The organism is Streptomyces sp. YIM S03343 (assembly GCF_054729195.1).
On record NZ_JBPUKX010000001.1, the window covers coordinates 6382543 to 6400727 of the forward strand.

The 18185-nt window shown below is 70.5% G+C and carries 18 protein-coding genes; 17 read left to right on the forward strand and 1 reads right to left on the reverse strand.

All coding sequences use genetic code 11. From position 1 onward, the window contains the following. Window positions 1-8 precede the first annotated feature (8 nt). The 6 genes from ACSYGN_RS28030 to ACSYGN_RS28055 are packed head-to-tail and all read left to right on the forward strand — an operon-like array spanning window position 9 to window position 7366. Window positions 9-224: a hypothetical protein gene (locus ACSYGN_RS28030; protein WP_460400349.1), complete on the forward strand. Its 216-nt coding sequence runs from the start codon at window positions 9-11 to the stop codon at window positions 222-224. A 2-nt stretch (window positions 225-226) separates the two neighbouring features. Further along, window positions 227-865, forward strand: a complete 639-nt coding sequence (locus tag ACSYGN_RS28035) for a hypothetical protein (RefSeq protein ID WP_460400351.1) — start codon at window positions 227-229, stop codon at window positions 863-865. Between the two features lie 35 nt (window positions 866-900). Beyond that, the gene (locus tag ACSYGN_RS28040) at window positions 901-3360 is read left to right on the forward strand and encodes a hypothetical protein (RefSeq protein WP_460400353.1); all 2460 of its coding nucleotides are present in this window, start codon (window positions 901-903) and stop codon (window positions 3358-3360) included. Between the two features lie 8 nt (window positions 3361-3368). Beyond that, window positions 3369-3689, forward strand: coding sequence for a hypothetical protein (locus ACSYGN_RS28045; protein ID WP_460400355.1), 321 nt, complete (start codon window positions 3369-3371; stop codon window positions 3687-3689). Between the two features lie 16 nt (window positions 3690-3705). Next, window positions 3706-4119, forward strand: coding sequence for a hypothetical protein (locus ACSYGN_RS28050; protein ID WP_460400357.1), 414 nt, complete (start codon window positions 3706-3708; stop codon window positions 4117-4119). A gap of 31 nt (window positions 4120-4150) precedes the next feature. Next, complete coding sequence (locus ACSYGN_RS28055) at window positions 4151-7366, forward strand: phage portal protein (RefSeq protein ID WP_460400359.1); 3216 nt, start codon at window positions 4151-4153, stop codon at window positions 7364-7366. Here ACSYGN_RS28055 and ACSYGN_RS28060 read toward each other — a convergent pair. After that, complete coding sequence (locus ACSYGN_RS28060; protein WP_460400361.1) at window positions 7350-7955, reverse strand: endonuclease VII domain-containing protein; 606 nt, start codon at window positions 7953-7955, stop codon at window positions 7350-7352. The genes ACSYGN_RS28055 and ACSYGN_RS28060 overlap by 17 nt on opposite strands. Before the next feature lie 22 nt (window positions 7956-7977). Between ACSYGN_RS28060 and ACSYGN_RS28065 the strand changes: the two genes are divergently transcribed. From ACSYGN_RS28065 to ACSYGN_RS28115, 11 genes are all read left to right on the forward strand, one after another. Then, window positions 7978-8358, forward strand: a complete 381-nt coding sequence (locus ACSYGN_RS28065; protein WP_460400363.1) for an XkdF-like putative serine protease domain-containing protein — start codon at window positions 7978-7980, stop codon at window positions 8356-8358. Next, window positions 8358-9929 carry a hypothetical protein gene (locus ACSYGN_RS28070; RefSeq protein ID WP_460400365.1) on the forward strand — a complete coding sequence of 524 codons (1572 nt, stop codon included), beginning with the start codon at window positions 8358-8360 and terminating at the stop codon, window positions 9927-9929. Before ACSYGN_RS28065 ends, ACSYGN_RS28070 begins: the two co-directional genes overlap by 1 nt. 82 nt (window positions 9930-10011) lie before the next feature. Next, the gene (locus tag ACSYGN_RS28075) at window positions 10012-11508 is read left to right on the forward strand and encodes a hypothetical protein (protein WP_460400367.1); all 1497 of its coding nucleotides are present in this window, start codon (window positions 10012-10014) and stop codon (window positions 11506-11508) included. Between the two features lie 87 nt (window positions 11509-11595). Then, window positions 11596-11949, forward strand: a complete 354-nt coding sequence (locus ACSYGN_RS28080; RefSeq protein WP_460400369.1) for a hypothetical protein — start codon at window positions 11596-11598, stop codon at window positions 11947-11949. A 23-nt stretch (window positions 11950-11972) separates the two neighbouring features. Next, a complete protein-coding gene (locus ACSYGN_RS28085) occupies window positions 11973-12821 on the forward strand; it encodes a hypothetical protein (RefSeq protein WP_460400371.1) in 849 nt (282 codons plus the stop codon). A gap of 11 nt (window positions 12822-12832) precedes the next feature. Then, entirely contained in the window at window positions 12833-13354 is a 522-nt protein-coding gene (locus ACSYGN_RS28090) for a hypothetical protein (RefSeq protein WP_460400373.1), read from the forward strand. 40 nt (window positions 13355-13394) lie between these two features. After that, entirely contained in the window at window positions 13395-13685 is a 291-nt protein-coding gene (locus ACSYGN_RS28095; protein WP_460400375.1) for a hypothetical protein, read from the forward strand. A 3-nt stretch (window positions 13686-13688) separates the two neighbouring features. Then, window positions 13689-14936, forward strand: a complete 1248-nt coding sequence (locus tag ACSYGN_RS28100; protein ID WP_460400377.1) for a phage tail tube protein — start codon at window positions 13689-13691, stop codon at window positions 14934-14936. Between the two features lie 50 nt (window positions 14937-14986). Beyond that, window positions 14987-15346 (forward strand): hypothetical protein, encoded by a 360-nt coding sequence (locus tag ACSYGN_RS28105; protein ID WP_460400379.1) that lies wholly within the window; start codon window positions 14987-14989, stop codon window positions 15344-15346. Between the two features lie 228 nt (window positions 15347-15574). Beyond that, on the forward strand, window positions 15575-16036 hold the full coding sequence (locus tag ACSYGN_RS28110; RefSeq protein WP_460400381.1) for a phage virion morphogenesis protein: 462 nt from the start codon (window positions 15575-15577) through the stop codon (window positions 16034-16036). A gap of 49 nt (window positions 16037-16085) precedes the next feature. Then, window positions 16086-18170: a phage tail tape measure protein gene (locus ACSYGN_RS28115; protein ID WP_460400383.1), complete on the forward strand. Its 2085-nt coding sequence runs from the start codon at window positions 16086-16088 to the stop codon at window positions 18168-18170. Window positions 18171-18185 lie beyond the last annotated feature (15 nt).

An 18185-nucleotide genomic window follows, 5' to 3' on the forward strand; every position in this document is an offset into this window, starting at 1 on the left:
GGCGGGCTGTGAGCACACCGACTGCGAAGGCGTCCCACCGTGCCGTGCGCACGGAGTTCGTCATCACCCGCGCCGACGGCTCGGTCATCGACCTAGGCGTCGGCGTCTACTGGCACCGCAACCCCCTCCGCCGCCTCTGGTGGCGCCTGTGGGGCCAGCCCCGCTTCAACCGCCGCGCAGCAGCGGCCAATCGACACGCGGCACGGGCCGCCAGTAGGGAGTAGGAATGGCCACCACGGTCGCATTCACCAGCAAGGGCCGCGAGATCGTGGCGTCGCGGCTGATCGGCGCCACGCCCGCGCAGGCCGAGCCGAAGTACATCGGCTGGGGCATCGGCGGCGGCACCGCCGCGGCGACGGACATCGCACCCTTCCAAGAGGCTGCCGAGGCCCGCGTCACCGGCACCAGTTCGCAGGTGACGACGACGAGCACGAACGACACCTATCAGGCGTCCGGCACCCTCACCTCGGCGAGTTCACAGACGATCACGGAGACATTCCTGTCGGACTCGCCATCCAAGCCCGCCGCGACCACCCTGTCAGCAGCCGTCTCCTCGACGACAGCCACATCGATCACGGTCACGTCCGCGTCCGGTTTCCCCGGCTCGGGCAACTACAACATCCAGATCGACTCCGAGGTCATGACCGTGACTGCCGGTCAGGGCACCACCACCTGGACCGTGACCCGGGGCGCCAACGGGTCCGCCGCCGCAACGCACTCCGCGGGCGCGACCGTCACCGGGGGCAACACGCCCGGCTCGACCGCCGTCACGAACGGGTCACTGTTCATCCACGCGAGCTTCACGGGCCTGGCTCTCAACTCGGGTGACACCCTCACGGCCACCACGAAGCTCAGCCTCTCCTGATCGCTGACCGCACCAGGCCCGGGCGGGGGTGAACTGTGACGATCTCCGCCGTCGGCACCCTCCAGCAGAACCGGGGGAGCGGCGTCAGCACCCTGACCGTGTCCGGGCCGGTCGTGGGCAACGCCTGGCTCCTCATCATCCGCGTCGCCGACCAGGCCATCGGGGTGTCCTCCGTGACCGGCGGAGGCCCCTCGACGTGGACGCGGATCGCGTCGGTATCGCAGGCCGTCGTCAACGGCACCATCGAGATCTGGCTCGGCACCATCACCTCGACCGGGTCGACCACGGTCACGGCCACCTTCAACGCGGACATCACCGGCGTGTCCACGGAACTGTGCGCCGAGCAGTTCTCCTCAAACCTCGCCAACACCGTGTGGAGCGGCGACGGCACGGGCGACAGCGCTTCCGGGTCCGCCACGACGTCGGTCACGTGGGCCACCCTCACCCCGACGGCCGGGGCCGAGCTGTATATCGGGTACGCGTACGTGTCGAACACGGTCGTTGCCGGCAGCAGCAGCGGATTCACGTACACCGTCACCGCCGCCGGCAACGGCGTGGTGTGGACACCGGCGGTCACCGCGGCGAGCGCGCCGACCGCCACGCAGGACACGGCCGGGAACGTGGCCACCCTCGCCGTCCTCGTCCGGGCCGCCGGCACCGTCAGCGTTGCTGGTACGGCTGGCGCCACGACAGGGCTCGGACGCAGCCCGGGCATCATCCGGGCCGCCACGGCGACGAATAGCACCGGGCTCGCCCGGGGCGCAGCCCTCGCACGCAGCACCGCGGCGACCGCAACCGCCACGGTCGGCCGCGGCCTCGCCCGCCGGCTCGCCGCCGCGGCGACGGCCGCCCGCACCATGGCGGCTGCCACGGTACGGGCCCTCACGCTCTGGGGGTCCGCCGCCAGCCTCGTGTCCGCGCCCCACGGGGTCGGGCGGCAGCTACCGGCGGCCACCGTCGCCATGAGCAACCTGCGGCGCGGCCTCGGCCTCGGCCAGCCCACCGCGAGTGACCTCGCCGCAGCGATGCGACGGTCCCTCACCGCCTCCTACAGCGCCCCGCGCACCGTCGGAGGCGCCCTCGTCCGGGGCCCGCAACTCGCCCACGCCCAGGACGTTCATGCGGGCGGGCAACTCGCCTACGTCCCCGGCCTGAACCTCCTCACCGCCGCCCTGGCGAACGCGACGACCAGGCGCGGTGTCGGACGAGCCGTCACCGTCGTGACTGTCGCCGCCGGGTACCTGTCCCGCGTCGTCACCGTGACCGTCAGCGGTGCCGTTGCGGGCACTACAACGGTGCGCCGGGCCCTGGCTCGCACCCAGGCGGGTACGGCCGCCACAGCCGCCGCAACGGCCGGGCGGGCGGTCCTCTCCCGCACCTACACGACTGTCACGACCGCGACCGGCACCACGGTCCGTGCCACCGGCCGGTTCCTCACCGCCACCGCCACCGCCGTTGTCGGCACGGCGACCGGTACGGCACGCCGGATCACCCTCGCCGTCGTCACGGCCACCACGGCCGGCGTGACCACCTGGCGGGCCCTGCACACCGTGTTCACCACGGCCGCGACCGGGGCCAGGGACCTCGTCCGGGGTAACGGCCGCACCCACACCACCGCAAGCGGCACCAGCACGGCGACCAGTCGGGGCGTGGGGGCCCTCTCCGCGACGGCCGCGACCGGAACCGGCGGGCTCCGGCGCGCCCTGGGCCGCCCCCACACCGCCACGGCGGCCGGAACCGGTGCCCAGGGCGTCCGCGTGGGCCGCCAGATCGCCCTGACGGCCGCCGCAACCGCCGCACACGCCTACTCCTGGGCCAGGACCGCACTCCTCACCCTCACAACCGGCACACACGCCGCTACCGGCCTACAACGGGCCACCACGAGCCTGCTCCCCACCACCGCGGCGGCCGGGACGGGCATCGTCCGCCGCGCCGGGATCACCACCAGCGTGATCGCAGCCGGGCAACGGGCCATCACCCGATGGACCGCCCTGAACATGCCCGGCACCGCCACCGGCAGCCCCCACCTGGGCCGCGGCTTGGCCCGCACCACCACGGTGGCCGCGCACACCGCCGCGGCGGCACGGTCCGGGGTCTCCCGCACCCTCACCGCAGCCACCACGACCGGGGCGGGCCTCCTGCGGGCCGCCGCCCACACGTACACGGCGGGCGCGGTGACCGGCCGCGACCTCACCCGCGCCGCCGCACTGACTGCCCGCGCCGACGCCCTCACCGCCACGACCGGCCGACGCGGAATCGGCCGCACCACGGCCGCCACTGCGCACACCAGCGCGTCGACTACCGCGACGCACGTCTTCGTGCTCCTCCTCACCACTACCGCCGCCGCCGTGACCGGTGTGGGCGTGAGCGTCTACCACGCCCTGCGGGACATCGCCGTCATCACCGCCGGAACCCTCACCCGCTGGACCGCCGGGCAGCGCGGAGCGACCTGGCGGGCCTGGCTTACCGGCAGCCGCTGGCACACCGACATGTAGGAGGGGCCGTGCAGAGCATCGACCGCGACTCCCGCCAGTACGTGCAGGCCCAGGTCGAGGTGACCGTCACCGGCAAGCCGTACAACCCCACCGGTGACCTCGTCGAGTTCGCGTTCACCACGATCAACGGCCGCCCAGCCACCTGGTACCCAGGCGGCTGGGACGGCACCACCGCGATCCCCGGCAGCAACGCCTACCAGGCACAGATCCTCGTCGGCCCCGGCAGCACCGGCCCAACCCTCACCCCCGGCCGGTACGCGGTCTTCCTCCGCATCACCGACAACCCCGAACAGCCCGTCCTCCCCGTCGGGCAACTCACCGTCACCTGACCGGAGGACACCGAGCATGTCCACCCCGCCCGCCCTGCCCGCCCTGCCCGCAGGACCTCCGTGTGCGGCCTGCGGCGAGCCCGCATCCGTCAACTGGCAGCGCCGCCCGACCGCCGACGAGGTCAGCGACCTCATCACCACCGAGGTTGAACGCCGTCAGCAGGTCCTCCTCCACGCCGACCCGCAACTGCCGCCCCCCGAGTTCGGGCCGCTACCCACCGGCGACGGCATGACCCGCACCGTGTACGCCTGCCACCTCCACGCCATCGGCCTCGACGCCGCCGCCTGCATCCACGAGAGCACCTGCACCGCCCCGGACCCGGCCCTCCTACCCGGATGCAACTGCACCCCGGAAACCCCGGTCCAGACCCCCTTCGCCCGCGTCTTCCGCCTGCCACTCCCCGCCCACTGGACAACCGCCCGCGACTGACGGTCTCGCATAGAGAGGAGGCACGCCCGCGATGAGCCTCCGTGACCGGCTCGCCAAGGTGTTCGGCACCGGGGCCCCCGCCGACATGCAGGCGGCCGAAGAAACCGCCGGGATGACGCAAACACGGCCGTTCTCCCCGGGCCTGCCGATCTCCCCGTACGACGGGTACAGCCGCACACCCCGCGCCCACGACTACGTCACCGGGTACAACATCAGTGCCCGGCCGAAGTCGCACGAGCGAGTCTCCTTCGACACCCTGCGCGGCCTCATCGACGCCTACGACGTGGCGCAGATGTGCATCTGGCACCGCATCGACTCCATCCGCGCCCTCGACTGGTCCCTCGTCCCGAAGCGAGGATTCTCCGGCGACGCCGACGCAGCCATCGACCTGGGCATGGCGGCCCTCGCCACGCCCGACGGCCAAACCCCCTTCCCGACCTGGTTCGCGACCTGGCTGTACGACATCCTCGCCTACGACGCCGGCACCCTCTATCGGCGCCGCAACCGCGCCGGGCGGGCGATCGGCCTGTCCGTCGTCGACGGCACGACCATCGCCCCCCTCCTCGACTACTGGGGGCGCTCCCCGGAGGCCCCGGCCCCGGCGTATATGCAGTATGCGAACGGCGTGCCGTGGAACCAGCTCACGCGCCGCGACCTCATCTACGTGCCCTTCCGACCGCGCTCCAACAGCCCGTATGGGCATGCGCCGATGGAGTCGATCCTCCTCAACGCGAACACCGACCTCCGCTTCCAGCAGTACTTCCTCCAGAGGTTCACCGACGGGAACATTCCCGAGGCGTTCGCGTCCGCCCCCGAGGGCTGGACACCGCAGCAGATCGAGGAGTTCCAGGGCCTCTGGGACGCCGCCATGTACGGCGACCAGGCAACCAAACACCAAATCCGGTGGATGCCCGGCGGCGGCAAGATCGAATGGTCGAACGAGAAAGACTTCTCCGACAGCTTCTCCCTGTTCCTGATGCGGAAGACGTGCGCCGCCTACCACATCGTCCCGAGCGACCTTGGCTTCACCGAGACCGTCAACAAGTCGTCCGGGGAGACACAGGCCGACGTTCAGCACCGCGTCGGTGACCTGCCCCTCGTCACCCATGTCCAGGGCATCCTCACCTCGTTCCTCCAGCACGACCTCCAACTCCCGCTTGAGTTCTCTTTCGACACCGGGCAGGAGAAGGAAGACCGCCTCACCCTCGCCCAGGCGTGGCAGATCTACATCGACACTGGCATGGCCTCCGCCGACGAGGGCCGGGAGGAACTCCTCGGCCTGCCCGGCGACCCGGCCCGCCCCACCCCCCGCTTCTACAACACGCCCAACTCCGGGCCTGTGCCGCTCGTCGCCATCGATGGCATCGGCGGCCGGGTCGACCCGGAGACGTATGGGCCGGCAGCCGATCAGCCCGCGCTGTCGCAACCGTTCGTGCCCGCCCCCGGAATCCTCCCGGCCGCTGGCACCACGGACGCAGCCTCCGCGGACACGGTCGCCGACACCTACCAGACCGAGGTACGGCAGGCCGTGCAGGAACCGGAAACCGCTCTGGGCAAGGACACCGCACCGGGCGAGGGCATCACCGCCGACACCGGCATTACCGGATACGACCTCGACGACGGCGACCAGGACCAGGAGGAGGCGGCGGAGCTTGCCAAGCGGGAACTGTCCGCGTTCCGCTCGTTCCGCAAGGCCCGCCGCCGCAACGGCGCCTGGCGGGACTTCGAGTTCCGGCACGTTGACCAGCGCACCGGCCACCGCCTCAACCAGGCTGGCCGCGCCGCCGTCCGCAAGGACGCCGGGGAGATCGCATGCGCCGGACTCGCAGTCCGCGCCGCCGACACCGGCCGCGTCCTCATGCTCCAGCGTGCCCTGGCCCCCGACGACCCGGCCGGCGGCACCTGGGAATTCCCCGGCGGGCACTGCGAGGGCGACGAGAAGCCCGTAGCAGCGGCCGTCCGCGAGTGGTGCGAAGAAACCCGCATGATCCTGCCGTTCGACCCCGACGCCATGGCCGAACTCGCCTTCTCCGAGCCGGCCTGGGTGTCCGGCATCTACGCCGGATACGTCTACACCGTCCCCACGGAGACGGCCCTGGACCTCGGCCGCCGCGACCAGGTCACCAACCCCGACGACCCTGATGGAGACCAGGTCGAGGCCATCGCCTGGTGGGACCCCGAGCAACTGCGAGGCAATCCCGTCGTACGCCCCGAACTCCTCGACGCCCTGGACCTCGTGCTCGACAGACTCGGTGTACCCATCGCCGACGACATCGACGAGACGATGTGCTGCCCGTGCGGCATGCCCATCCGGTTCGACGACATCGACGGCTGGATGCACACGGACGGCTCACACGGCCACGACGACGGCGAGTCGGTGTCCGAGAAGCTGGGCATCGCCAAGGCGGCCCACCCAAAAGGCGGCGGCGCTGACGATGGCGCGGGCCGGTGGCTCGGCTGGCGGATGGACCTCAAGGCCGTCCGCCACTGGGCTCCCCGACTTGCCGCAGCCTTCCATGGCGCCGTCAACCCGCGCCGCCTCGTCGACGCCTGGCTCGCCCTCAACCCGCGCTCCAAGGCCGGCAGGCGGGCCGACCGGATCCGCGACCTCAACGCGCAGGCCGAACGCTGGCTGGAGAAGAACGCCCCCGACCTCGCGGCCGCAATCGAGGCCACGATCGGCGGCATCTGCACCGACGGCTACCTCATCGGCGTCGCCGCCGCCGAGGACGCCGCCGGAATCACCGGGATCGGCGCCGGTATCAACTGGGACACCTGGGAACCCGGCGACACGAAGGCCGCCCGACTCCTCCTCGGCGACACCGCCGACGGCGCCGGCCTCGAAGCCCTCCTGAACGACGCCGGGGTGACGATCCGATCGGTGGCCGCAACCCGCATGAAGGCCCTCGGCCGACTCCTCGCCGAGGGCGCCGAGCGGGGCGACAGCCCGACCACGATCGCGAAGGCGATCGAAGCGCTCCTCACCGACGCGACCCGCGCCGAAATGATCGCCACGACGGAACTGTGCCGCGCCGTATCCCAGGCCAGCCTCCGCACCTACCTGGCGAACGGCATCGAGTCCGTCGAATGGGTGTCGGCAGGCGACGGCCGCGTCTGCAACCTCTGCGCAGACAACGCCGAGGCCGGCCCACGCCGCCCCGGCACCTTCTTCCCTAACGGCCAGACCGCCCCTCCCGGTCACCCCTGGTGCCGCTGCGCCCTCGTACCCGTCACGGGTGGGGCGTAGCCAGGTACCTGATGGCCCGTCGCAGCACGTCGGGGTCGTCCTTGGCATATCCGAGCATCAGGTTGCAACTGCTGCACAGCAGGCCCCGAACGCACTTCCCGCACGACTGCTTACGGGAGGGGCAACACCCGTGGTCGTGGTCGACGTGCATACCCACCGTGGGGGTGGGCTCCGTGCCGCATATGGCGCACCCGCCCCCCTGGGACTCCAGAAGGGCTGCGTACGCCGCAGGTGTCAGCTTGTAACGCCGGTACGGGGCGTAGTGGTACTCGCACCACCCCAGACCAGCATGCGGGCGAAGGCAGTCCGCCACCGAACAACGCCCGTCCGACGGGCGCTTGAGGGGGACGTCGGCGCGGACGTCGCCGAACTTGTCCTCGCGGCGCAGGTGCCCAACGCACAGGCGACGGGCCTCGATCGGGCGGTCGCACGCCTCGACGCGGCAAGTCCCCGTCCTCTTCTGGCGGCTGGCGATCGGCACGTTGGCCTGGACGTCACCGGTCTTCTTCCACCGGTCGTAGTGGGACCGGCACCAGGTGCGGGCGTACACCGGGAGGTTGCACATGGCCACTGAACAGGTCTTTTTCACTCCTCCATTGTAAAGGCGTGCCATGACAGAACCCCAGAGGTATCTGCTGGGGGTCGCCTACCAGGCAGGCCCCGACCCGAACATCAAGCGCGGTGCCGACGGCGGGCGGGATTACTTCAGTCCCGCTGAGCTGGAGAAGGCGGCGTGGAGCTTCCTCCCGGGCGGCGCCCAGGTGGGGCTGTTCCACGGGCCGGACGACACCATCGGCCACTTCACGGTGACCGAGTCCTACATCTACCGCGGCCCGGACTGGGACCTCGGCGACGGCACGGTGGTCAAGGCCGGCGACTGGCTCGTCGGCGGCATTTGCGACGAGACCGCCTGGCAGCTCTACAAGGCAGGCCAGATCACCGGGTTCTCGCCCCAGGGATCAGCGCGCCGCATCACCCCCCGGAGTAGCTGATGCCCCACCCCGACGACGAGTTCACCGAACTCATCGATGCGGACATCCCGCGCGTTGACCTGGTCGATAAGGCCGCGAACGGAATGACGTTCCTCATCGCCAAGCGCGCCAGCGATGGCGGCCCGACCGGCCTCATGACGCCGGACCTGATCCGCGACCTCATCGGGAAGACCACCGACCCCGCCCCCGAGGCGGGAGAGACGGTCACCATGACCGGCACGCCCGGCGCCCTCGCCCAGCTCATCCACAAGGCCGGCGGCCGTCTCGTCGACGACGGCGCCCCCATCACGAAGGACGCGGACACCATGGCCGAAGCCGACCTCGACCCGACGGTCGTACTCGCCGAGCCCGAGGAAAATGCCCCCGGCGACGCCAACACGCCCGGCTCCCCAGCGTGGGAGGCCGTCGACGCGGCCACCGCACGTAAGTGGACCGCCATCCTCTCCCGCGCCAAGAGCGCGCTCGGCGTCATGGCCGACCGCGAACTCCTCGAGGCAGCGTCCGCCGACGCGGACGACTACGGCTCCGCCCTCGACCTCGACGACGCCGCGTGCGCCATCGACTACGCCATCAGCGTTCTCGCACCGTTCGCAGTCGACGAGGAGGCCGAGGCGATCCGCGGCACCGCCGAGCTCGAAGCGGTCGGGAAGGCCCTCGCCGACTTCGACCCGACGCCCCTCGACGTGATCGAGTCCCTGACCCAGGTCGCGAAGGCCGGCCGGTCCCTGTCCGCTGCGAACGAGCGCGCGATCCGGGACGCCGTCGAGTCCCTCCAGAAGGTACTCGCCTCCCTGCCGGCCGCACCCGACACCCCGGAGAGCGGCCGTCCGGTCGCCAAGAAGGAGACCGACATGCCGGAGCCCGGCACCGCCCCCGCCCCCACCGCCGCCGACGTCACCCCGGCCGTTGAACCGGTCGGCAAGGCCGACGGCGAGGGCAAGACGCCGATGGTCGCCGTCTACGACGCCAAGGGCAAGCTGGTGGGGATCGTCGACCCCACCGAGATCACCCCAATCTCCGGGGCCGACGCCGTCGACGAGGAGGAGCCTGAGACCCCCGCAGCCCCGGAAGCCTCGCTGGAGGCGGCCCCTGCCGCCGAGGTCGGCGTCCCCGCCGAAGGCGTAGCCAAGACCACCGACCCCACCGACGACGTCACCCCGGCCGACGGCGACGACGTCACGAAGACCACCGACACCGACTCGGACGACATCCTCAAGAGCAGCCGCCTCACGGAACTGGTCAAGGGCATGCTCGACGAACACAGCGCCGGACAGATGGCACAGCTCACCAAGCAGGGTGAGGCCATCGTCGAACTGGCGGATCTCGTCGAGACCCTCAAGGGCCAGATCAAGGTGCTGGAGGAGCAGCCCGCCGTCCCGCAGGTGCTCGCCAACGGAGTACAGCCCGTGCTGCGCGGCCAGGACAACGGCGCCCCGCCGATCGACATGGCCAAGGCCCGCGAGCTGAAGCAGACCATGTACTTCGGTTCCGCGCCCGAGCAGAACGCCGTCGCCGTCGAGATGCAGACGGCCGCGATCGAAGCGCTGAGGGCGATCCACGGCGGCGCCTGATCGCCGCACCTCCCACCCCGATACCTCGAACCCCCGGAACGCGCCCGCGTCCGGGGGTTTTCGCATGCCCAGGAGGCACCCCTTGAGCGCTCCGCTCGAAAACGTCACCCAGGAGACCCTGGACGCCATCCAGAAGGCTCAGACGACCGGGATCCTGACCGGGACCGGCGTCTACTCGTACGACCTTTCCGGCCTGGTCACCCTGATCCCGGTCGTCACGCCGTTCCGTGACCTGGTCTCCCGTGTCAAGCCCACGGACGGTGCCCCGTACGCCGTGTGGCGGGCGATCATGGACACCACGGCGTCGCAGCCGGACCCGTCCATGGGCTTCGACTACGCCGCGAACGAGGTCGTCTTCAACGAGCAGGACTTCCAGGCGAAGTACAAGCCGACCGGCCTCGCCGGCCTGGTCACCCAGGACAGCTACGACCTCGCCACCGGCTACGCCGACCCGTTCCAGGTCGCAACTTTCCAGACCCTGAACCAGGTTCTGATCGGCGACGACCGCAAGCTCCTCGGCGCCCAGTCGTTCGCGCTGGCCCGGCCGGCCGCGCCGACCATCGCACAGTCCGCGACCGGCGGCACCATCGGCGCCGTCGCCGTGTACGTCGGTGTCGCGGCCCGTACCGGCTCGGGCTACTACTACGGCTCGGGTAACTCCCAGGGCAACAGCGCCTCGACCACGTTCGCGTCCGGTACCACGAACAGCCTGACGGCGACCGTCGGCGCGGTCCGTGGCGCCGTCGCGTACGACTGGTTCCAGTCGGCGAACGGCACGACCTGGTACTACTACACCACCACCACGGTCAACACCGTCACGATGAACAAGGTCATCGCTGCCGACCAGGCCCTGCCGTCCGGGACCGCGGTCCCGGACCTGACCACCTCGTGGAAGGGCACGGCCAACTCGAGGCCGACGTTCAACGCCGCCGCCGACAACGGCTCGGCGAACGCGAACGACTACGACGGCTTCATGGCGTCGCTCAGCGGCGACTACAACGGCAACGGCCAGTGGGTCACCGCGGGCACCGGGACCGCCAACCCGTCGACCTTCAAGAGCCTCGACGGCGCTGCCCTCACCTTCGCGGGCGGCCAGGTCCAGGAGATCGAGAACTACATCTTCCTGGCCCTGTGGAACGCCATCAAGGCGTCCCCGACCGCGCTCATGATGAACGCGGCGCAGGCCCAGGAGATCGCCAACCTGGTCCTGTCGTCGAACGCCGCGACCACGTTCCTCAACACCGACAGCTCCGGCCGCATCAGCGTGACCGCGGGCGGCCGGGTCGGCGAGATCGTCAACGCGCCCGCGGGTGGCGTGACGGTCCCGATCGAGGTCCACACGTCGCTGCCGCCGGGCACGATCATCGCCCGCACCGACCGCGTCCCGTTCCCCCAGGCGAACATCAGCAACGTCCTGGAGTACAGGAACCTGCGCGACTGCGCCCAGTTCGACTACGGCATCAGCCGTATCGCGGGCACGGCCGGTGGCGGCCCGCGCCGCGAGTTCGAGATCCGCTCCGTGGGCGCCTTCGTGAACCGCGCCCCCGTCGCCATGGCAACCCTGTCGAACGTCGGCTGATCGGCCACCGGGGCCCTGTAGCCGCGCGCTGCGGAGCCCCGGCCCGCCGCCCCCAACCTTCTCCCTCACCCCTTGTTAGGAGCAGGCATGCGCCTGTACTCGTGCACGGGCGTAATCGCCCTCGACGACCCCGACTTCGGCACATTCCAGGCCGACGAGGCCGGCGGCTTCGACTTCCCCGACGAAGTCTCCGAACGGCTCCACAGCTTCCACCTGCACGGCCGCCCGATGTGGGAGGACGACGTGGAGCGGCAGCGGCGACTGATCGCGGAGGAGCTGGAGCGCCGCAAGGACCCAGCGACTCTCCTCGGCGCGGTCGAGCAGCTCGTCAAGGCCGCGTCCGCGACTGCCGCCCTCACCGACCCCGCCCCGGCCCCCGTGTCGGCCCCGGGGCCGAAGAAGGCCGCGAAGCGGGCCCCCGCCAAGCAGCCGACCCCCTGACCGCCGGGAGGAGGTGACCGACGATGCCGGCCACGCCGTACGTGACCGCCGCCGAGTTCCGGGCCCACCCGACCAGCCTCGACCTTGACACCCTGCGATCCGGCGTTACCGACCCGGAAGCACAGACGGCGGCGCTGACGAACATTCTCCTCAAGTCGTCCGGCTGGGCCGACAACACCGCTAACCAGCCGCTCGGCGCGCATCGGGTCACCCTGAGCACGCGGGGCCGTATCGACCACGACGGCGTCCTCAGCGTGTTTCCGTCAGACCGGCCCGTCCTGTCCGTCACCGCGGTCTCCTACGGCACAACTCTCGCCCGCATGACGACGCTGACAGCCCCGCCGGCCCGGATCGCCAGGGATCAGACGATCTATGTTCCCGGCGGGCGGGTCACGTCCCGGGGGCGCGTTTGGGTAGACCTCGTCTACACCGCCGGCTGGGTGTCCACGCTCCTCGGTGCGGACACCCAGGTCGGTGCGACGTCGCTCACAGTCCTGAACCCGACGGGCATCCTGCCCGGCGCCACGTACCGGCTGTGGGAGCCCGGCGTTGAGGAGACCATCACCGTCTCCCCGTCCTGGACACCGCCCGCCGCCACCGTCCCGCAGACGCCCGCGGTAGTGCCTCTCGCGGCGCCGACCGTGTACGCGCACACCAGCGGCTCGGGCTGGTCCGGGATGCCCGGAGAGATGCGCCTAGCCGTCATCAACCACGCGATCAGTCAGTTGATGCGGCCGGACACCACGGCGGAGGACTCCTACCCGGACACCTCTCTGGCGTCGACGACCCGGAAGGACGACAGCCGCCGCAGCGGCTCCGGACTCGTCGCTGAGGCCAGACGCATCCTCAACTCGTACACGAGGCGCATGTGAGCGTCCAAACCGTGCTTGACGGCATCTGCCGCTACCTCGGCGGCGCGTACGACGAGCAGACACGCAGCTACCGGTCCTCCCCGCTGACGAAGTACGGCGTCGGCGTCGTCCGCCGAGCCTGGCCCAAGCGGGACGACCACGCCGACTACTACTGGGGCATGCCGCCCGGCACCCGCACCGGATGCCAGGTCGTGGTGTTCATCCCCCGCCACTCAGAGCACCGCGTCGCCCTCGGAGGCGAGCACGGCGGCATGAAGCAGATTACCTACGAGGTGACGTTGAACTGCTACATCCGCTCCCGCTGCCAGTACGCCGAGGACGCCCAGGACGACGCGCACGCCCTACGTGACGCCCTCCTCGAACACATGCGGCTCGACCGGACCCTTGGCGGCTGCGTGTTCCAGGCCGGGGAGCACGCCGACGGCGGCATGGACGGCATCGACGTCAGCTACAGCCAACCCGAGTCGACGGCCGAACTCACCAAGAGCTTCGTCGAGATCACCTTCGCCGCGATCGAGTTCGTCAACGCCTGACGGCCCTCTTCCCCTTCCCTTTTCTGCCTGCGGAGTTCGCATGCCTTCCAACCGGTCCGTGAAGGACCCCAAGCCGACGCCGCAGCCGGACGAGGCTGCCGCACCGGCCACCGCCGACACCCCGGCGGGCCCGGCCGCGTACGAGTACACGCACTACGCCGACTGCGTCTACCCGCACGTCCCGCTCACGGCCCGCGCGGCGACCCCGGACACCCCCGCCACCGTCTACGCCTGGCCTGCCGGGCCGCCCGACGACGGCCGCTGGGCCCCGACCAGCAAGAACCCCAACCAGCACGCCGACAATGCGCCGGCCCCGTCCAGCGAGGAGTGACCGGTGCCCACACCCACGACCTACGCCCCCGCCAAGCAATTCGTCGGCATCGCCAACGAGGTGAGCCAGGGCACACCGGTGGCGATGACCGCGACGGTCCTCGTCGACGAGGCCAAACCCAAGGAAAATCCCCAGTTCCTCGACGACAAGTCGTGGCGCGGCAGCATGGGAACCGACTCCTTCGCGAAGATCGCTGGCGTCAAGTCGGCCGAGTTCGAGCTCGGCGGCCCCGCCTACGGCGACGGAATCGGCTACTTCCTGCGGAACATCCTCGGCGACCTCGCCTACACCGGAACCTCCACCGGAACCGGCGCCACCACCCTCTCGGCGACCGCGAACCCGGGCACCGCGTCCATCACCACCGCGGCGACGATCCCCGCCGGGACCACCGTGCAGATCGGAACGGGCGCGACCGCCGAATGCTTCGTCACCGGCACCCCGACCGGTGCGGGCCCCTACAGCATCCCCCTGACCAGCCCGGCGGGCGGCCTCGTCTACCAGCACACCGCGTCGCAGGCCGTGCAGCCCGTCACCGCCCCCTACACGCAGGCCCACTCCCTACTCAACTCCGGGGGCGGGCAACCGCTGTCGCACACCCTGACCCACTTCCTCGGCCCCACCCAGGTGTCCGGCGCCCGCCAATACCCTGGCCTCTGCCTCAGCGAAGTCGGCCTGAAGTGGAACGCCGAGAGCGAGCTGCTCACCTGGTCGGCGAAGGGCACCAGCTTCCCGTCGGTGCCGCTCGGCGCCGCCCCCGTCGCCGCCCCCTCGACGGTCCTGCCCGTCGCCTCCTGGCGAATGCTCGTCGGCATCGGCGGCCCCGCCGTCGGGGGAACCCTGGTCTCCACCGTCACCGACGGCGAACTGACCATCAAGCGGGAGCTCTCCCCGTACTACACGAACAGCGGCTCGCAGTCCCCGTACATCATCCAGCGCGGCGGCCTGTCCGTGGAGGGCAAGCTCAACTTCGTCGCCGCCGACGAGAGCCCGCTGCTCTACATGCTGAACAACAGCCAGCCGCAGCTCCAGCTCTACATCGACAACGGCCTCACCGGCGCCAACAAGGTCGTCTTCCAACTCGACTGCCAGTCAGCCGCATTCACGGAGTCCGAGGCCGACGGCTCGAAGACCGCCGTCGAGTACGGCAACTCCTTCCAGGCCCTCCTCAACACGACCAACGCCGGCGGCTCGGGCGGCTACAGCCCGATCAAGGTCTCCGTGACCAACAACGTGCCCCCCGGCACCTACTGACCCCCCGTCGCCCCTTCACCCCTCGCCCCCTCACCTGATTCGGAGCCCCCATGTCCACGACCGACCGCGTCCCCCTCCCCTCCGGCGCCTGGATCCAACTGCGCGACCCCAAGACCCTGCGCCGGGGCGACAAGCAGAAGGCCATGCGGGCCGTGCAGGACACCGACGCTGGCGACCTGTCGCAGGCCCTCGACCTCATCAACGGCCTCCTCACCGTCCTCATCCTCGACTGGTCGTACGAGTTCCCCGTCCCCAGCGTCACCCCGGCCTCCCTCGACCTGGTGCCGCTGGAGGACGACGACGCCCTCTCCGAAGCCGTCGAGCCCGCCCGCGCCCTCCTCTTCCCGGGCAAGCCCGACCCGAAGGACGCGAAGGACGCGGCATCCCCTACCGCGCCCTCCGCCGCCTAAGGGCACGGCTGGAGGGACACACTGTTCCGCCGGACCATCCGATCACCCCCGTCGACGACGCGTACGACTACCTCTGGTACGCCGAGCGGTACCGGTGGACACCCGCCCAAGTCGACGAGATCCCCGCCTGGCTCGACGTGTGGCTCCCGCAAATGGCCCTGGAAGTCGACGCGGCCCGGGAGTCCGCCCACGAGAAGGCCATGCGGGAAGCCGAACGGGGGTGACCGAATGTCCGGCAGCGCCGTCCAGGTCGTCGGTGTCACAGAACTGACCCGGGCCCTGGAGGGCCTCGTCGCCTCGTTCAACTCGGCCACGCGGGTGGCGACAGCGCAGGCGTCGCACCTCCTCGAACGGGAGATCAAGACCAAGCTGACGACGTCCAGCCACCCGCGCGGCACGCCGACACCGTCGAGCCCGGGGGAGCCGCCGTCCCTCGTGACGGGCACCCTGCGCCGCTCCATCACCGTCAAGGGGCCCGTGCCGCTTGGCACCGGCCGCTGGGAGGCGCAGATCGGGCCGACCGTCGTGTACGGGCGCATCCAGGAACTCGGCGGCGTCACCGGCCGCCGCGGTGCAACCGAGCTGCCGCCCCGCCCGTACGTGCGGCCCGCCTACGAGCGGCTGGCCGTCACCGGTGCCCTGACCAGCATCTACCACTCCGCATGGCGCGCAGCCCTCAACCGCCACTGATCACGTAACACCCGCGCCCGGACGGCGCCCTACCCAGAGAGGGGGCGCCGTGTCCGAGGGCCTGCTCCCGCCCGTCGTCGTCCGCCTCATGGGCGACATGACCCAGCTCCGCGGGACTCTCGCCCAGGCCCGCGCGCAGGTCGACGGCACCGCCCGCGGCTTCCAGCAGTCGGGCGCCACCGCGTTCGCCGGTCTCGCCAAGATGGGCCGCTCCGTATCTCTGATCGGGGCCGGTGTCGGTGTCGCCTCGGTGAAGATGGCCGGCGATTTCCAGGCCGAAACGATGGTCCTGCACACCGCGGCCGGGGAGACCGTCAAGAACCTCGCCACCGTCCGTCAGGGCATCCTCAACATCTCGTCCGGTACCGGTACAGGTCTCCAGAACCTCACCGACGGCATGTACCAGATCGAGAAGGCCGGCTATCGGGGTGCCGACGGTCTGAAAGTCCTCAAAGCGGCTGCGCAGGGCGCCCGCGAGGAGAACGCCTCCCTCGACTCAGTCACCAACGCCATGACGTCGGTGATGGCGTCGTATCACCTCAAGGCGCAGGACTCCGTCCGGGTCATGAACGGGATGAAGACCGCCGCGGGCGAAGGCAAGATGACCATGGAGGAGTTCGCCGGCTCCCTGTCGACGGTCCTCCCGATCGCCTCCGCGAACCACATCGAGTTTGAGCAGGTCGCGGGTGCCCTCGCCACCCTCACCCAGCACGGTACGAGCGCCCGTGAGGGCACCCAGGAACTTGCTTCGACGATCCGGAGCCTGGCCGCCCCGAACAACGTTGCCGTGCAGACCATGCAGCGTTTCGGGCTGTCCGCGACCGACGTCAGCACCCACATCGGCAAGCGCGGCCTGACCGGCACCCTCGACCTCCTCACCCAGACCGTGCTCGGCAAGATGGGCAAGTCCGGCACCGTCCTCCTCTCGGCGTTCAACAACAGCAAGCAGGCCGCCGCCGACCTCAAGACGATGCTCGATCAGATGCCGTCCGGGGTGCGGAACCTAGCGACCGGCCTCCAGAACGGGTCGGTCTCCGTCAAGGCGTACGGAAAGTCGATCAAGCAGCTTCCGGCCGACCAGTACGCGATGGGCCAGCAGTTCGCGACCCTCTACGAGAAGTCCCACGGCTTCAACGACGCCCTCAAACGGGGCGGCCCGGCGGCGACGACGTACACCGACGCCATCCGGAAGATGACTGGCGGCGCCATCGGCCTCAACACCACTCTCCAGCTCACCGGTGAGAACACCGACGGCTTCAAGGAGCGTGTGCACAAGGTCGGGGAGTCCTTCAACAACGCGTCGAAGAACGTCGAGGGCTGGGACGCCACCCAGAAACTCTTCAACGTCCAGATGGCCAAGGCCAAGCAGACGATCCAGGTCGTGGCCATCGAGATCGGCACCAAGCTGATCCCGGTCGTCACCGCCGTGATCGGCTGGTTCGGCCAGCACAAGGACGTCGCTGTCGCCCTGGCGGCCGTCATCGCCGGTGTCCTCGCCCTGTCCGTCGTCGCCTACGCGGCGAAACTGGCCATGTCGGCGGCGCAGACGGTCGTCTCCTTCGGGAAGATGGGCGTCTCCGCGGTGAAGGCCGGCGGGCGCGTCGTCCAGGGATTCCGGGACGCCCGCGTGGCCGCCTCCGGGTTCTCCGGGAAGGCCGGTTCGCTCGGCGGGGCCCTCCGTAAGGGCTTCGACGGCGCTGTGAGCGGTGCGAAGACCGCCGGTGGTGCCGTGAAGAACTTCTCCCTGGCCGTCGGCCGGGCGACCCGGGCGGGAGCCGCGTCCGCCTGGACCGGCCTGGTCTCCGGGATGCGGGCCGTTGGCCTCGCGATGAGGACGGCGTCACTGGCCGCCCTGGACTTCACGAAGAACCTCCTGCGGTCCGCGCTCGCGAGCGTGCGTGCCGCCGCGGCCTGGGCGATTCAGAAGGTCCAGCTCGTGGCGACCGCGATAGCGGAGAAGGCCGCTGCGGCGGCCCAGTGGCTCCTGAACATCGCCATGGACGCCAACCCGGTCATGCTCATCGTCCTGGCGATCGCGGCGCTGATCGGCGCCCTGGTGCTGGCGTACATGAAGATCGGCTGGTTCCGGAACTTCGTGAACGCGGCCTTCAGAGGGCGGTATGAGAGTGGATAGGAGTTTTGTCGTCAC

Bases quoted from the DNA above. Each gene is read 5' to 3' on its own strand.
- ACSYGN_RS28035 (WP_460400351.1), top strand. From the start codon at position 227: ATGGCCACCACGGTCGCATTCACCAGCAAGGGCCGCGAGATCGTGGCG.
- ACSYGN_RS28050 (WP_460400357.1), top strand. From the start codon at position 3,706: ATGTCCACCCCGCCCGCCCTGCCCGCCCTGCCCGCAGGACCTCCGTGT.
- ACSYGN_RS28055 (WP_460400359.1), top strand. From the start codon at position 4,151: ATGAGCCTCCGTGACCGGCTCGCCAAGGTGTTCGGCACCGGGGCCCCC.
- ACSYGN_RS28065 (WP_460400363.1), top strand. From the start codon at position 7,978: ATGACAGAACCCCAGAGGTATCTGCTGGGGGTCGCCTACCAGGCAGGC.
- ACSYGN_RS28070 (WP_460400365.1), top strand. From the start codon at position 8,358: ATGCCCCACCCCGACGACGAGTTCACCGAACTCATCGATGCGGACATC.
- ACSYGN_RS28080 (WP_460400369.1), top strand. From the start codon at position 11,596: ATGCGCCTGTACTCGTGCACGGGCGTAATCGCCCTCGACGACCCCGAC.
- ACSYGN_RS28085 (WP_460400371.1), top strand. From the start codon at position 11,973: ATGCCGGCCACGCCGTACGTGACCGCCGCCGAGTTCCGGGCCCACCCG.
- ACSYGN_RS28095 (WP_460400375.1), top strand. From the start codon at position 13,395: ATGCCTTCCAACCGGTCCGTGAAGGACCCCAAGCCGACGCCGCAGCCG.
- ACSYGN_RS28105 (WP_460400379.1), top strand. From the start codon at position 14,987: ATGTCCACGACCGACCGCGTCCCCCTCCCCTCCGGCGCCTGGATCCAA.
- ACSYGN_RS28110 (WP_460400381.1), top strand. From the start codon at position 15,575: ATGTCCGGCAGCGCCGTCCAGGTCGTCGGTGTCACAGAACTGACCCGG.